The sequence below is a fragment of the Paractinoplanes tereljensis genome, assembly GCF_016862435.1.
GTDB lineage: Bacteria > Actinomycetota > Actinomycetes > Mycobacteriales > Micromonosporaceae > Actinoplanes > Actinoplanes tereljensis.
Window position 1 is genome coordinate 32976 of the sequence record NZ_BOMY01000063.1, and the last position, 15209, is coordinate 48184.

The 15209-nt window shown below is 69.2% G+C and carries 12 protein-coding genes; 7 read left to right on the forward strand and 5 right to left on the reverse strand.

Annotated features, from left to right (window positions below; translation table 11 throughout):
- Position 1: 1 nt before the first annotated feature.
- Positions 2 to 2407, forward strand: coding sequence for an ATP-binding protein (locus Ate02nite_RS46855; protein WP_203814488.1), 2406 nt, complete (start codon positions 2 to 4; stop codon positions 2405 to 2407).
- Here the strand turns inward: Ate02nite_RS46855 and Ate02nite_RS46860 are convergent.
- The 5 genes from Ate02nite_RS46860 to Ate02nite_RS46880 are packed head-to-tail and all read right to left on the reverse strand — an operon-like array spanning position 2379 to position 11428.
- A complete protein-coding gene (locus Ate02nite_RS46860; RefSeq protein WP_203814489.1) occupies positions 2379 to 3596 on the reverse strand; it encodes a TIGR02679 family protein in 1218 nt (405 codons plus the stop codon). The genes Ate02nite_RS46855 and Ate02nite_RS46860 overlap by 29 nt on opposite strands.
- On the reverse strand, positions 3593 to 7612 hold the full coding sequence (locus tag Ate02nite_RS46865; protein ID WP_203814490.1) for a TIGR02680 family protein: 4020 nt from the start codon (positions 7610 to 7612) through the stop codon (positions 3593 to 3595). Before Ate02nite_RS46865 ends, Ate02nite_RS46860 begins: the two co-directional genes overlap by 4 nt.
- Complete coding sequence (locus Ate02nite_RS46870) at positions 7609 to 8739, reverse strand: TIGR02678 family protein (protein ID WP_203814491.1); 1131 nt, start codon at positions 8737 to 8739, stop codon at positions 7609 to 7611. The genes Ate02nite_RS46865 and Ate02nite_RS46870 overlap by 4 nt, the downstream gene beginning before the upstream one ends.
- On the reverse strand, positions 8732 to 10234 hold the full coding sequence (locus tag Ate02nite_RS46875; RefSeq protein WP_203814492.1) for a TIGR02677 family protein: 1503 nt from the start codon (positions 10232 to 10234) through the stop codon (positions 8732 to 8734). The genes Ate02nite_RS46870 and Ate02nite_RS46875 overlap by 8 nt, the downstream gene beginning before the upstream one ends.
- Before the next feature lie 51 nt (positions 10235 to 10285).
- Entirely contained in the window at positions 10286 to 11428 is a 1143-nt protein-coding gene (locus Ate02nite_RS46880; protein ID WP_203814493.1) for a Fic family protein, read from the reverse strand.
- Positions 11429 to 11617: 189 nt separating this feature from the next.
- Between Ate02nite_RS46880 and Ate02nite_RS46885 the strand changes: the two genes are divergently transcribed.
- The 6 genes from Ate02nite_RS46885 to Ate02nite_RS46910 form a co-directional block, all read left to right on the forward strand.
- Positions 11618 to 12001 (forward strand): YbaB/EbfC family nucleoid-associated protein, encoded by a 384-nt coding sequence (locus Ate02nite_RS46885; protein ID WP_203814494.1) that lies wholly within the window; start codon positions 11618 to 11620, stop codon positions 11999 to 12001.
- Positions 11998 to 12303 (forward strand): type VII secretion target, encoded by a 306-nt coding sequence (locus tag Ate02nite_RS46890; RefSeq protein ID WP_203814495.1) that lies wholly within the window; start codon positions 11998 to 12000, stop codon positions 12301 to 12303. The genes Ate02nite_RS46885 and Ate02nite_RS46890 overlap by 4 nt, the downstream gene beginning before the upstream one ends.
- On the forward strand, positions 12300 to 13406 hold the full coding sequence (locus Ate02nite_RS46895) for a polymorphic toxin type 24 domain-containing protein (protein ID WP_203814496.1): 1107 nt from the start codon (positions 12300 to 12302) through the stop codon (positions 13404 to 13406). The genes Ate02nite_RS46890 and Ate02nite_RS46895 overlap by 4 nt, the downstream gene beginning before the upstream one ends.
- Positions 13403 to 13873, forward strand: a complete 471-nt coding sequence (locus tag Ate02nite_RS46900; protein WP_203814497.1) for a hypothetical protein — start codon at positions 13403 to 13405, stop codon at positions 13871 to 13873. Before Ate02nite_RS46895 ends, Ate02nite_RS46900 begins: the two co-directional genes overlap by 4 nt.
- A gap of 160 nt (positions 13874 to 14033) precedes the next feature.
- Positions 14034 to 14378, forward strand: a complete 345-nt coding sequence (locus tag Ate02nite_RS49925; RefSeq protein WP_203814498.1) for an ATP-binding protein — start codon at positions 14034 to 14036, stop codon at positions 14376 to 14378.
- Positions 14260 to 15209 (forward strand): AAA family ATPase (locus Ate02nite_RS46910; RefSeq protein ID WP_239148222.1); only part of this gene is annotated, 950 nt, incomplete at its 3' end. The genes Ate02nite_RS49925 and Ate02nite_RS46910, both read left to right, overlap by 119 nt.

Sequence of the window (15209 nt, forward strand, 5' to 3'; positions counted from 1 at the left end):
GGTGGTCGGCGCCCAACCAGATGAGCCCGGCCGTGGGCCCGAGCACGTCAACCGATCGGACCTGTCCGGCCCGGCTGACGTGGTGCAGGCCCGGGATGTTTTCGGTGGCGTGCACTTCCACCAGGACCAACAGCCCGCCAACGAATCCCGGCCACGGCAGCTGCCCAGCGACGTTCGTGGTTTTGTCAATCGGGTCGCGGAACTACGTGTGCTCAATCAGCTGCGTGACGATGAAGCCGCTGCCACCGATGTCACGCTCTGGGTGATCACCGGTACGGCTGGCGTCGGCAAGACCAGCCTGGCTCTGCGCTGGGCGCACAGCGTCAGGCGCCGTTTCCCCCACGGGCAGTTGTACGCCAATCTGCGGGGATATGATCCGGGCCAGCCGGTCGAGCCAGCGCAGATCCTGGACCGGTTCCTCCGCGCCCTCGGCGTTCCCGCCCCGGCGATTCCCGCCGATCTCGATGACCGGGCGGCCCTCTACCGCTCGAGGTTGGCCGACCGTCAAGTCTTGATCGTGTTGGACAACGCTGCGGGCGCCCGACAGGTGCGTCCCCTGTTGCCGGGCACTGACAGTTGCCTCGCCGTGGTGACCAGCCGCAGCATGCTCTCTGGCTTGGTCGCCCTCGATGGCGGTCGTCGGCTCAACGTGCGGATCCTTGCCCAGGATGACGCCGTCACGCTGCTGCAGACCGTCACCGCCGACTATCGCGTCGGCGACGACCCGACCGAGTTGGCGGAGCTGGCCAAGCTGTGCGCTCGCCTGCCATTGGCGCTGCGCATCGCGGCCGAACGTGCCGCGAGTCGACCTTTCATGGCATTGGGAGAGCTCATCCAGGACCTGCGCGACGAATCGGCGCTCTGGGAAGCGCTCACCGCTGAAGAAGGCGAGGATGCGGATGCGGTCCGAGCTGTGTTCGCATGGTCTTACCGCGCGCTGAGCGCCCCGGTAGCTCGGATGTTTCTGCTGCTTGGGCTGCATCCGGGGCCTGACATCAGCACGCCCGCCGCCGCAGCGCTCGCCGGCGTCTCCATCGGTCAGGTCCGCCATTTGCTCGACGGGCTCGTGAAAGCCCACCTTGTCGAGCAGATCGTGGTGGGCCGTTACCGGCTGCACGATCTGCTCCGCGCCTATGCCGTCGATGAGGAGCGTAGGTCCGCGAATGCGGGCGAGCGCACTGAGACAACGCGTCGCATCTTGAGCTGGTATCTGCATTCCGCCGATGCCGCCGTGGCGCAGACGCTGCCGTTCAATCGCACCGTGCCGCTGGACCCACCGCATGACGTCGTGCCGATAGTGTTCACCTCCAGTGCGGAGGCCGGCGCTTGGCTCGATGCCGAACGCGAGAACCTGATCGCCGCCACCCGTGCCGCTGCCGACAGCAGGGCACCGCGCACGGCGTGGCAGCTGGCTGCGGTGCTGCGCAGCGTCTTCATGCACAACAATGCCTTCGAGGGGTGGTTCGCCACAGCTCAGATCGGACTGGAAGCCGCCCGTACGGTCGGCGACCGACACGGTGAGGCCGAGACGCTCGAAAGCCTCGGCAAAGCGCATTTTCAGGCCCGGCATCTGGCCGAAGCCGCCCGCTACCATCAGGCAGCGCTTGCCATCCGCACCGACATCGGGGACGACCACGGCACTGCAGTCTCCATCAACGCGCTAGGCCTTCTCGGTCTGCGTCACCGCCGCCTCGACGAGGCTCGCACCCACTTCGAGAACAGCCTCGCCATTTTCGAACGCCTTGGCAGTCGGCGTTGGCACGCCTTACTGATCAGCAACCTCGCCGAGGCCGCCTACGAGACCGGCGACCTTGCGAATGCTGTCGAACTGCTTGAAAACGCGCTGGCTGTGCAGCGCGAAATCGGCGATGAAGGGCAAGAGGGTAATTCACTGTTCTTTCTCAGCATGAGCCTGCGGGAGCTCGGGCGGCTCGACGACGCTCGGCAAGCCATCACCCGGGCCCTGGGTATTGCCGACGAACATGACAGCCCGGTGTGGCTGGCCCACTGGCTTGTCGAATACGCCAGGGTGGAACGAGCCTCCGAACGGCCCGCCGAAGCACTTGAAGCGGCGCACCGGGCCGCCACCGTGCAACGCGCCATCGGTGACCGCAGTCGTGAGGCGATGGCCTTCGATGAAGCAGGGGAAGATCTTCGTGTACTGGGGCAGGCTGAGGATGCCATCGCATTTCATCGGCGGGCAGCCACCGTTCATCGGCAACTCAAGGACAGCTGGCAGTTGGCGCTTACCCTCGACCATCTTGCCCTCGACCTCGTAGCGATAGACCGCATTGAAGAGGCCGAGGAGCAATGGCGAGAAGCCGAGGTTGCGTTGGCGACATTCCAGGATGCACGTGCTGCTGGCATCCAGGAGCGCATCAGCGCGCTCTTGGCTCGAGGTCATTGATCAGTTCGTCGATGACCGCCTCCTCGTGGATGGCGATGCCGGTCTCGCCCATGGCCGCGGCCAAAGCGGGATTCCAACTGGTTTCGACAGCCGCTCCGGACAATGCTTGGCTCGGGGTTCCTCGCTCCCTCGTCTGCGTGACTGCCCGCCGGTAGTCCTCCGCGCAGAAGCGCCAAGGCGAAGCTCCAAACCGCCCCATAACCCGGCCAGCGATGGCAACGCCAGGCCAGTCGAAGTCGCCGTGATAGGCAAGCTTGACCTCAGGCGAGGCTACAAGAACGTCGAGCAGCGCCAGCGTGACGGTGGTCGGATTGCCCATCGTGCAGATGACGGCAGCGCGAGCGCCGGCGTCCGCGGCGGCCTCCAGCACCCGGGGGTTCTCACACACGTACACGGTCTGGGGTGGGAGACGCAGGGGAGCGAGGCGGCGGATCTCGCGTAAGGTCAGGTGGGTTTCGGCGCCGATGCCGGCGCGATGTCTCAGCCATTCGTCGCCGGCCGGCCGCAAACCATAGGTGAGCACAGTCGTAGCGACCGTGTCTCCGGCGACGCCGGCCAAGTCCCAGAGCGCCCGGCGTTCCGCCGCACCGGCCGGATAGTCCGCCGCACCGGTCAGAGCCAGCGCCAGCCCGCGCAGGACCAACCGAGTCAGCGGAGTGTCATCGTCCAGCCCATGGGCGGTGCCGGTGACGGCCTGGGCGAGTTCGCCGCGCGACCAGGTTCGAGCCTGCGCGCCAATCGTCAGCCCCAGCGCCACCGTGGCCGAAGGGCCGTGCCGCCACGCCAGATCGACCCAGGCCGGTGCCCATGACCGGTCCGCGAGCCCGGCGACGGCCAGCGAAGCGGCAACCTGGTCTCGCAGCAAAGAGCGGTGGGCGCGGGCGGCGGAAGCGTCGGCCCGCCGGTCGGGAACCGGCCCGACCACAGCGGAGACCACGTCGAGCAGTCCGGTGCCGGCCGCACTGGCCGACAGCAGGCGGTCAACGACCGCCAGGTCGACGCGGTGCGTCTCGCCGACGACCTGGTTGAGCAGGTGTCCGATGGCGTCGCGTGACGAAGGGGAGAGACTGGCGAGCGTGACCCTACCGGATGCCACCCGGCCGTTGCGGGACAGACGATCGTGCGCAGAGGTCCATAGCGGCATCAGCCAGGGCGACCCCAGGTAAAGAAGAACGGAGGCGGGAATCATGAGGTGAGGACCGTCCGGCGGCGGCCGTCCCAGCGGAAGTGCAAAGTCGCCACCCCAACTTGGGTGGGATCGCGCAGGCACTCGTAGATGCCCAGCGACGGCACCTCGGGAAAGCACCCCCACAACCGTTCACTGGTCAGCACCGCATCCAGGTCGAGCGACACCAACAGACCGAGCAACCGCCCATGCGTAGGCTCGTCCACCTTGGCGAACGCGTCGTCCAGCAGGATCAGCCGAGGCGCCGCCGGGAAGGCATCGCCGACCGAGGTGAAGTGGGCCGCGGCAGCGGCAAACAGCACCAGATAAGACACCACCCGCTGCTCACCCTGGGACATCGCGGTCCGGGACGACAGCGTGCGCTCCCGATCCGGGTTGGCCTGGTCGGTGACCTTGACGCTGAACCCGAACCAGCTCCGATAGTCCAGCGCAGCCCGCAGATGCACCGCATAGCCCGCCGACGGGTCGGCCCGCCGCGCATCCTCGACCTTTCGAGCCAGGGCCTCCCGGAGCCGCTCGTTGTTCTCCCGGGTCCGAAGCTCCAACGGCGTCTTCAACAGCGCAACCGCAGTCCGAGTGTCCGCATCGGTGTCGTCCCGCAGCGACCACACCAGCCGAGCACCGAGTCCGTGCGAGGTGCGTACCGAGTACAGGGTCGCATTCATCGCCTTGACCAGCGCCTCGGCCGACCGGACCTGCCGGGACAGCGCATCCCCGAGCTCCCCGAGCAGGAACCGCTCGAAAGCCTGGCTCTCCCGCTCGGCCACCGCTGACCGTTTCTGCTCAAGCTCGGCCCCGAGCCGCAAGGTAGCCACCGCCACCGGATGCTGCCCGATGTCGTCGGCGATCTCGACGACCTTGACCCCGTCCCGGTCCTCCCAGATCAGGTCGAAGCCGCCCGGCAGCCGGCTGCGCACATCGTTGTACCGCTGGTGCAACGCATTCTCACCGACGTCCTGCTGCGGCCGGTCGAGCATCTCCCGCAGCCGCCCGGTGAGCTCGTCCAGCTGGCGGATCCGCTCCCGGGGCGTCCCGGTCGGCACCTCCCAGTCGGAAGCGACCCCGAGGGCGGCACCGACGCCGGGCAGGGTGAGGACTCGCGGCAACGCCACCCCGGCGTCGAGCGCGACCTCCTCCTGCACGGCAAGCAGGGCACGGCTCGTGTCGCGTACCTCCTCGGCCCGCACCCGGGCGTCGCGCGCCTGCTCATAGGCGGTCCGAGCCAACGGCGTCGAGGTCTCGGCCGTGCGAACCTGCTGCTCCACCGACGCCTCCCGGCGCAGGATCTCGGCCGGCTCGACCCCGAGCGACTCCTGCAGCACCGCGAGCGCCTGCGCCGCGGCCAAGTGCTCCTCGGCCGCCACCGAAGCGTCCGAGATTGATCCGGCCGCGCGGGCAACCGCAGCGCTGTGCCCGGCGATCAGCGACTCGAACGCGGCGAGCGACGCGACGACCTGGGCGGTGTCGCGGCGCTGCCTTGGTAGGTCGGTACCGAGTTGCCGCAACCGCTGGTCCACCCCGGTCAGGCCCGGGCGGTCGGCGGGCAGCAGGTGGGCGGCCGCCGCGGACCTGGCCCGCTCCGACCTGTCCCCGGCCACGGCACGCAGCTCACGGGAACGGCGGCGGGCGTCGGCGACCTGCCGGACCAGCCGGTCGGCCGCGGCCGCGGCCTCCTCCTGCCGCACCCAGCCGTTGCGCAACTCCACACCGTCGGGCAGGGCGCGCAGCACCGCGGCCAACGCGAGCCGTTCCCGTTCCAGCGCGGCGAGCTGCGCATCGATCTCGGTCAGCTGCCCGGACAAAGACGAAAGACGCTCGGCGAGCTCGGCCAGGCGCCGGCGGCGCAGGGCCTCGCGGTTGGTCGCGCCGACATATTCGGCGGCGGCTTTCTTCCAGGATCCGTACGCGACCCCGAGCCGCCAACCGCCGTCGAGCCCAACCCAGCTGGTCGCGTCGTCCTGCGCCCCGAGCCCGATGCCCCGCAGCAGTGGCGTCACATGCGCAGCACCGGGAACGGCCACCAACGCCGCGGCCAGCGAAGAAACAGGAGAAGGACCCGCCCGCAGGATCACGTCACCATCGGCCGCAGACAGCAGCGTCCCCTCCGGTGTCACCAGGCCGTCGAGCAGGCCGCTGGACTCCAGCGCCGCCTCCAGCCCGGCCCGCTGCCCCTCATCAAGGTGATCGGCGAAGTCGATCAAGCGATACAGCGGAACACCCGGCCGCTCCACTGCACCCGGCTCCCGGAACCGGGCAGGAGGCGGTGACGGGTCGGTCATCGAGGTCCAGCGGGCGTGCTCCGCCCGTACCGAATCAAGCTCGTCCTGAGCCCTCGCCCGCTCCGAAAGCAGGCCATCACGCTGGGTCTGCGCTGCGGAACGCAGCGGCTCGGCGGCGGCCTCGGCCGCCGCCCGAATCTCGCCCGGCGTCTCCGCCGAAAGCGGATCATCCGCCAAGAGGGCATCGCGGACCGCCGTCAGGTCCGCGCCGGCCAAATTCAAAGCCCATAGATGTACGGCCTGAGCGTAACCAGAACTAGCGGCAACCAGATCGGTCGTGACAGCAGCCAGCCGATCCTGGGCCGTTCCGAGCTGGTCCTCCAGGAGATCACGGTCGGCCTCGGCGCGGTCGGCGGCCTGCGCGGCGGCGTCCGCCTCGTCGAGCAGGCGCAGCACGTCGGCCACCGCGGCGCGCAGCGTGCGCACCGCCTCCTCGGCGCTGCCGAGCCGGTCGCCATAGGTGTCCAGCTCCTCGGCGGCCAGCTCATGATGCAGCACCTGCACCGACGGGTCGGCGGGGGCCGCGCGGTGCCGGGGCTCCGGCACCTGGCCCAGGTGGCCGCTGTCCAGGCCGGACTGGGCGGCCAGTTCGCGCAGGTGGCGGTGGGCCTCGCGGAGCCGGACCACGGCGGCGGCCAGGCGATCGGTTTCGGACAGCAGGCGGGCGGCCACGTCGGTGGCGGCCAGCCGGTCGGAGGCGGCGGCTCGTTCGGCCGAGCGGGCCGCCGTTTCCAGGGCCTGTACCGCCAGGCGGCGCTGGCTCAGCTCCTGCACTGCCCGGTAGCCGGCGCTCTCCCGCAGCGCACCGAGTTCCGCGCGGGCCTGCCGTTCGGTCTGCACCCAGCGTTCGACGTCGGTTTGCGTTTCGCGTTCGCGGTCGGCGGTGGCGGCCACCTCCCGCTCGGCCTGGCCGCTCTGCCGGCGCCGGGAACGCAGCTCGGTCAGCGCCTGCTCCACCGCCTGGACGCGGCGGCGCAGCTCGCCGTGCAGGTAACCGCGGTACGAGGTCATCAGCTCGGCCAGCGCCGCGTGGGTGCTCTCCAGCCGGCCCAGGTCGGCGCGGACCGTCTCCAGGTCGTCCAGGTTGTGTGCGACCGAGTCGAGGACGTCGTCGTCGATCGGCGGGAGGGCCTCGCTCAGTTCGGTGGTGAGCTGGCCGGCCTCGATCCGGTCGCCGATCGTCGGGCGGCGCAGCCGGTAGAGCAGGTGGACCAGGTTGCGGTAGCGGCCCGGATCGGTGATGCCGAACAGTTCCCGGCCGACCCGGGCGCGGTAGTCGCGGGCATTTCCGATCAGGTCGCCGATGGTCTCGCGGAGGCGGTCGATCGGCACCGGCTGGCGGTCCACCACCAGGTCGACGTCAATGCCGACGCGCAGCGGGGTGACGAAGTAGGCGAGCTTGGCCTCGGCGGTGGCCGACGACCAGCGGATGACCGCTCCAAGCGTCAGATAGTCGTCGCCGCGGCGCAGCTCCAGCCACACGGCACCCTGCCGGTTGACGCCGGCCGCGCCCTCGCTCATCAGCCAGCGGAACGTGGTGCGACCCGCGCCGGTGGCGTCGAGGCGTTTGGTGTCACCGTCCAGCAGGAACGGCAGCAGCATCTCCAGGGCCTTCGACTTACCGGCGCCGTTCTTGCCGCGCAGCAGCAGCCGGCCGTCCTCGAAGTGGAACACCTGCTCGTCGTACTGCCAGACGTTGGAGATGCCGCCGCGGTGCAGCCGGTACCGGTCTTCGCTCACGAGCGCAGCTCCTCAGTAGCCGCGTAGCGGGCGGCTGCCGCCAGTAGGAGAAAGTCATTTCCGCGGGCCAGGATGCCCATGTCGATCAGCAATGCGACGACCTCCTCGCGCAGTAGCAATGGGTCTTCGAGGTATCGGCCGGCCCAGCGGCGGGCGTGGCGTTCGGTGAGGGCGGCCAGCACCCGGTCGAGCTCTTCGATGGGCAGGGGCACGCCGGTCGTCAGCGGTCCCGGCTCTGGGCGCAACGATGTCACCAGGTCGCCGATCGCCAGCAGGGCGGCCTGCGCGACCGTGCCGCTGCCGGGGAACTGCATGTCGGTGAGCTCGTCCTCCGGGTCCAGCAGGGCGACCCCCTCGGCGCGGATCTCCGCCTGTAGACCGGCGTACTCCAGCCAGGCCCGCTCGTCGCGGCGCTGTTCGCGGCGCAGCCACGTCCGCTCGTCGTCGGTGAGGTCGTCGACGTAGGTGACCGGCTGTTCGACCAGGCGACGGCGTACCGCGTGACGAGGGCCGCCGGGGCCGGCCTCTGCGGCGTACTGGATGAACTCCTCCGGGGTGGACGCCCGGCCCGGGGGAGTGGCCAGCAGGTGGGCGACGATGTCGCGGTTGACGGTGAGCAGCGCCTCGGCCTGGTCGTCCTCGGCGTAACCGGCCACCGTGCCCTGGTCCTCGCGCAGCGCGGTCCACGCGACCAGCTGCCGTATCGCCGCGCCGAGCGCCCGGCGTTCGGTCTGCCGCTGGGCGTCGTCGAGGTCGATCCCGGCCTCCACGGCGGCGGCCCGGATGTCGGCGACCAGGTTGGACAGCAACACCTGCTCGGGACCCGTGAGCAGCACGGCGACGGCGAGCGTGAGGTAGGCGTACATCCTCGGGGTGAACGGCCCGGTGGAGCGCCGCAGCGGCCTTCCCCGTCCGGGTTCCATGCCGGCCTTGAAAAGGCGGGCGAAGCCCGCTTCGACGACCAGCCGATAGCCGAGGAAATTGCCGAACCAGCTTTTCAACCATTCGGCATGTCGCCGGACCAACGGGAAGTCGGGGTGTTCGGTGAGCAGCAGCGGGTTGGCGAGCAGGGCGCGGACGGCCCGGCGGCGCTCGGTGGCAAGGGCGATATCGAGGTCCTCAGCCACCTTGCTCCTCCAGGCGGGTGATCGCGATGTCGATGTCGTTGGCGGTGAAGTCGCCGTCGGCGGAGCGCAGGGTCAGGGTGTGGCGCGGTTTGCTGATCAGCTCGCAGCGCAGGCCGAGGTCCAGCTGCAGGGTCGCGGCATTGCCGAGTGCCGGGTCGCCGGCGCCGAGCGCCTGCGCCACCAGCTCGAGCAGGAGGCGGACCGCCGTGCTGGACAGCCTCATCCCCGGCAGATCGTGCGCGGCCGACAGCAACTCGGCTGCGGCGGCCGTGCGGCGCTGCTGTTCGGCGGCCGCCCTCTCGACCAGGGCCTGCTGCTGCGCGCTGCGGTCGGCGAGACCGGATGTCCGCCCGCGCGCCGCCCGGGTCCCGCGTTCCCGCAGCGCGACCGGGACCTCGACCGCGGCGGCGGGCCACCAGCTCGCCGTGGCCGGCACCACCGCTTCCGGGTCGGCGGCGAGCCCCAGATGCCGTGCCGGGTACAGCCCGAACGCGGCCGTGAAGAGGTCGGTCGCGGTGTCCTCGTCGGCCGCGTCCAGCCAGGCGGCCAGGCGCAGCAACTCCCGGCGGCGGGACGCACCCTGACCCGACGAGCGGATCATCCGCTTGGCGTTGGCCAGCAGCGACTGCAACGCCCGCATGGTGGCGTCGCGCAGCTGCGTCACCTCACTGCGGCGGCCGTCGACATCGCTGAACCACGCCCGCAGCGCCACCCAGTCGGCGACGTCGTGCCCGTGGCTGCGCTGCACGGCCATCCCCAGCTCGGCAGCCGCCCCGGCGAGCCCACCGGCGCGGAGCGTCTCCACCAGTTCCGGCACGTACGGCCAGAGTCGTTGCAGGTGGTGTTCGATCCGCGGCGCGAGCAGCACGACCTCCTCGGTGATCGAGTCGACGTAGTCGAGCAGCAGGTCCTTGAAACCGCCGTACTCGACGCTGTCCAGGTCGAACCGGGCGAGCACCTGCCCGAGGAACGCGTAGAAATCCCGCACCGAGTCCCGGAACATCCAGAACTGGGCGAACATCGTCGCCACCGACTCCCGCGCCGTACCCGCATCGATGCCACCCGGCCGGGTGACCCGATCGGCCAGCTCGGCCAGCCCGGTGTTGATCAGACCGAGCAGTTCCCGGCTGATCTCCCGGGCGGCGTCCGCGCTGGCCAGCACGTCGTCGGCGTGCCGCTGAACCCGCTCACCCAGCGGCGAGAGTTGGTAGCGGGAGCGGGCCCGCTGGTACTCCTCGATGCTCTTCACCCGCACGGTGTGCGAACTGGGCAGGAGATTGCCCCAGCCGACAAGCTGATTGAGCCGGCTCACGGCGGCGTCGAGAGTGAGCTCGGTGCCGTGCTCGGCGAGCTCCTCGACGACCTGCTGGGCGGAGAGGTCGGTCATCAGCGAGGCGGTGAACAGGCGCATGATCGCCAGGTAGGCGGCGCGCTCGGGGACGGTGAGGTAGGTAAAGGCCTCAAGGCGGCCCAGTTCTTCCCCCGCCTCACCCACGCCGCCAGAATAGGCCAGGTTCCGTGACCGCCTCCAGAGGCCAGTTACTGATCACGCTGACGATGGATACGGGTTTGCCAGGGTTTGCGGCTTCCGAGCGACCTCGAGTACCTGCTCGGGGAAGCGGGACCCCGCTGCGTAGTACCGCGCCCGAGTGCGACCGACCGGCTCGAGCAGGCCGGTGCCGGCGAGATCGCGTAGGTCGCGCTGTGCCTGCTGGAGGGTCAGGCCTTCGGCCTGCTCGTATCGGGTTCGGCGGATTCGGCCGACCACCGCGACGTCGTGCAGTGCGGAGACGACCCGTTCGTCCAGGCCGGCGGACGCCGCGAACGACGTCAGAAGTTCCCACACCGCGGCCGACCGGTCCAAGCGGGCTTGCACGGTTTGCGCCTGCTGGTGGTACGCGATGAGGTTGAACCGAATCCACGACGAGACGTCCTGGTCGGGTCGGTAGGTGGCTCCTCGGCGTTCCAGCTCCCGGTAGTACTCCCAGGTGTTGCCGGGCCGGCCGAGCCACGCCTCGATGGAGGAGAACTCCGGGGCGAGTACACCTTCCCGCGCGATCAGCAGGGTCTGCAGGGAGCGGGACATGCGGCCGTTGCCGTCGGCCCACGGGTGGATGGACACCAGATGCAGGTGCGCCATGGCCGCCTGTACGAGCGGATGAGTGCCGTCGTCGGTGTTCAGCCAGGCCACCAGTTCACCGATCAGGTCGGGAACCTCGGCGGCGTCGGGTGCGGTGTAGGCGGCGATACTTGGATCCCGCGGGTCGGTGACGTAGACCGGCCCACCGCGCCATTGGCCGGCCGGTTTGCGCCGAGCGTGGCGGTGTCCCTGCAGCATCCAATGCAGGGCGTTCAGCAAGCCCTTGCTGTACGAGAAGTCAGCGACGTCGTGCAGGGTCTGGATGTAGGTCATCATCTGCTGATAGGCGAGCGTCTCCTCGCGATTCTCGTCCGAGACGTCGACATCTCGCTCGCCGTCCATCAGATCCTGGACGTCGATGGTGGAAACCCGGAATCCCTCGATCGAGTTCGACGCGGCCACAGCATCGGCTGTCAGGTATTTGCGCAGGCCGAGGGACCACTTCGACGGGTTGGCCTGGACCTGGTGGCGTAAGGCCTGGCGCATTTGGTCGATGTCGGCCAGGACTGCCTCGTCGGCGGCGGTCAGCGCCGGAAGCGGGTACAACATGGGATCCACCTTAACGCAATGATTGCGTCATTGCGTCTCCACTGCCCTTGGCGCGATCAAGCAGCGGCTGCGGGAGCACCTCACTGTCGACACGCAGCCAGCCTAACGATGCGTGTCAACCTCCATGCCGAGAGGTGGAGGAGGCGTGCGCCTCCCGCCTAGAGTGAGGTTCGTCGATGTGGAGGTGCGATGTCGGACGAGCTGTGGTCCTCGCTGGCGGTGGATCGGATCGACGAGTGGGAGCGCGGGTTCGCCGAGCGGGCCGCCCAAGCAAAAGCCCTCGCCGAACGCGCCGCCCAACTCTCGGCCACGGGACGGGCCGGCGACGGCGACGTCGAGGTGACGGTCGATTCCAACGGGCAGCTCACCGCCGTACGGCTGGAGGAAGCGATTCGGCGGCAGCCTGCCGCGACCACCGCCCGGCAGATCATGGTGGCCCTTCGGGCCGCGCAAGCGGACCTGGTGCGGCAGTACGGCGAGGTCACCGCGGAGACGGTGGGCGCCGACAGCGAGACCGGCAAAGCCATCATGGCCGGGCTGAACGCCCGCATCGCCGCCGGCGACCCCGAGTGAGCGGCGAGGTGCAGGTCAACTCGGCCGAGTTGGTGACGCACGCCGGGCGTCTCGACGGGATCGGCGACGGGCTCACCACCGCGAAACAGGCCGGTGAGGCCGTCCGGACCGATTCCGGGGCGTACGGGCAGCTCTGCCAGATCGTGCCGGCGCTGCTCAATATTCTGCAGAGTCAGGTGATCGACGGCATCGGAACGGCGGCGACCTCGGTGCACGACACCGCGACCGAGGTGCGGGCGGTGGCCGCCGACTACGACACCTCCGACGGCAACGCGGCCGACCGGCTCCGGAACACCCGTTGAGCACCGGCAATCCGCTGGTTGCCAGCAGGGTTGATACCCCGGTCGATCCGTGGGCCGGCGTCTGGATCGCCGAGGACATCCAGCTTCTCTATCGCGGGGTCAAGGACGGCAGCTGGATCGAGGGCACCCTGGGCGCGGTGTCGGCCGGCCTCGACGCGCTCGCGTTCGTCTCCGACCCGGTCGGGGCGCTCCTGCAGTACGGCATCGCCTGGATCATCGAGCATGTCAAGCCGCTGTCCGAGGCACTCGACTGGCTGGCGGGTGACGCGGCTCAGATCGCCGCGCACGCGCAGACCTGGAAGAACGTCGCCGGCGCCCTGCACGACCGGGTCGACGATCTGGACCGCGCGATGCGTTTCGACGTCAGCGAGTGGACCGGGGCGGCGGCCGACGCCTACCGCACCTGGGTGGAACAGCAGAAAGGCGCCATCGGCGGTCTGGCGCAGGGCGCCGAGACCCTGGGAACGATCACCGAGGCGGCCGGGTTCCTGATTGCGGGCGTACGGATGATGGTGCGTGACGCGATCGCCACGCTCGTCTCCCGGCTGATCGTGTACGCCGCCGAGCTGGCCGGGACGCTCGGTTTCGCGGCGCCGCTGGTCGTCGAGCAGGTGACCACGCTGTGCGCGTCGTGGGCGGCCCGGATCGCCCGGTGGCTGAAAGACCTGATCAGCAGCCTGGCCAAGCTGCGTGGCGTGGCCGGCAAGGTCGGCGAGCTGATCGAGAAGCTGAAGGAGCTGCTCAGCCGGCTCGGGCGCGGTGGCAGAGGTAAGAAAGGTCCGGGCGGGAAGAAGCCGACCAAGGCCGCCGAGCAGATCAAGAACGGTCAGGAGTTCAAGGGCCGCAAGCTGCCGCAGAAGGGCGGGCCGCCGGACGGCACGCTCTACAAACGGGACCCGCAGACCGGCGACATCACCAACTACACCGTGTACGACCATGACGGGAACGCCGTCAAACGGGTGGACCTGACCGGCCGTGACCACGGCGGCGTCCCGACTCCGCACGTCGTTGAATACGATCGGAACGTCAACCCGAACACTGGAGAGGTCTTCGTGCGCGAGCAGCGACACGTCCGCCCGGCCACACCGGACGAGATCCCATGACGGAGCGGGGCCACGACGGCGTACGTCCGCTGCCTGATTTTTTCGTCAAGTGGCGGGATGGTTGGGGCGATGCCGCGGTCACCTGGACGCCGACCGACTACCTCAACCAGGACGCAGCCGTCGGCGCGACGATCGCGGCCGGCTGGCTGTACAACCCGTCGACCGTGACCTATCGCGGCGGGGTTTTCCTGGCCGAGCGCTTCAACGCCGCGAATGTCGACGAGTGGTTCGAGCGCTACCCGGACGAGCCGGCCCGCGTCGAGTCGGTGGTCAACGCGGTCAAGCTGTACGACTTCTTCGCCAACTGTGACACCGACCCGTACGAGGATTCCCTGGCCGGCCTGGCCGCCGACATCAGCGTGTGCTGGCGCGGGGTGCTGTCCTTGCGCTACCCGGAGCTGACCGTGCACGTCGAAACCGCCGAGGACTACGGCCCGTCAGTCACTTTTTGGACCGAGCTCGGCTGACGAGGTCTGGCCCTCGCGTGATTTTGGTGAGCTGGGACTTTGCTGGTGTCGTGCGGCCTCGTTGACGGCCGTATCGGTGACTGGTCTGGTTAACCTTGCCGGGCAAGGTCGTGTTCCGGGGATGGGCTTGGCAGGCCCGGCGATGTGAAGGGATTTCAGGTTGTATATCAGGGAGATCGAGCTGCGGAACGTGCGCGGGTTCTTTGGCGCCCGGGACGTAACGCTTGACCTCACCCGGCCTGACGGCGCACTCGCCGGTTGGACGGTCCTGGCCGGCCGCAATGGTTCAGGAAAAACCTCGCTGTTGCGTGCGGTGGCACTCGCTGTCGGTGGTCCCGGTGTGGCACGTAACCTCGTGTCCGACTTCTCCGGCTGGGTGTCAGTCGGTGAAGCCGTCGGCGTTTGCCTCCGTGCGGCTGACTTACGACGCGAGCGTAGATCATTTCCGCGGGAGTGGGCAGCCGTCGGAGGAAGCGTTCTGGGCCAGCCTGGGCTGGCGAGTTGAGAAGCAGAAGAGCCCCGGTTCGCGCGACAGCCAGCCGTCGATGGGTGAGTCCGCCCGAGCGGGTGCGGCAGTCATCGATACGCCCGGCGACGGGCCGTGGAATGACAATCCGGTCGGCTGGTTCTGCGCTGCCTACGGGCCTTTCCGGCGTCTGATCGGCGGGTCGGGAGATGTGCAGCGGCTGATGCTCAGACGTGGCCCCGCCGGACGGATGGCTAGTCTCTTCCACGAGGACGCCTCGCTCGCTGAGGGGGTGGGCTGGCTCATTGACCAGCACCTACGGTCGCTGGAACGGAGGCCCGGCGCTGAACAGCTCAAGCGCGTCGCGCTGGCTGTCTTGGGCGACGGACTCTTGCCCGATGGCTACAACATTCAGGAAGTCAACTCAGACGGCCTCTGGGTTGAGCGGGGCGGTCACCGCTTCCCTTTGCGGGAGATGAGCGACGGTTACCGCACGGTCGCCGCGCTCGTTGTCGACCTCTTGAAGCAGGTCTACGACGCGTATGGCAACCTCGACGCGAGCCTTGTCGACGGAGCGATGGCTGTCGCCGCCCCCGGTGTCGTCATCATCGACGAGGTTGACGCTCACCTGCACGTGTCCTGGCAGAAGCGGATCGGTGGGTGGCTCAAGCGGCATTTTCCGCAAACCCAATTCATTGTCACCACCCACAGCCCGTACATCTGCCAAGCAGCCGACGAGCGCGGGCTTATCCGGCTTCCCGGGCCGGACGAGCAAGAGCCGCCACGGATCGTGGACCAGGAATTGTATGAGCGGATCGTGTACGGCAGCGGAGACGGCGCCGTCATGTCAGAGCTGTTCGGTCTGGATAC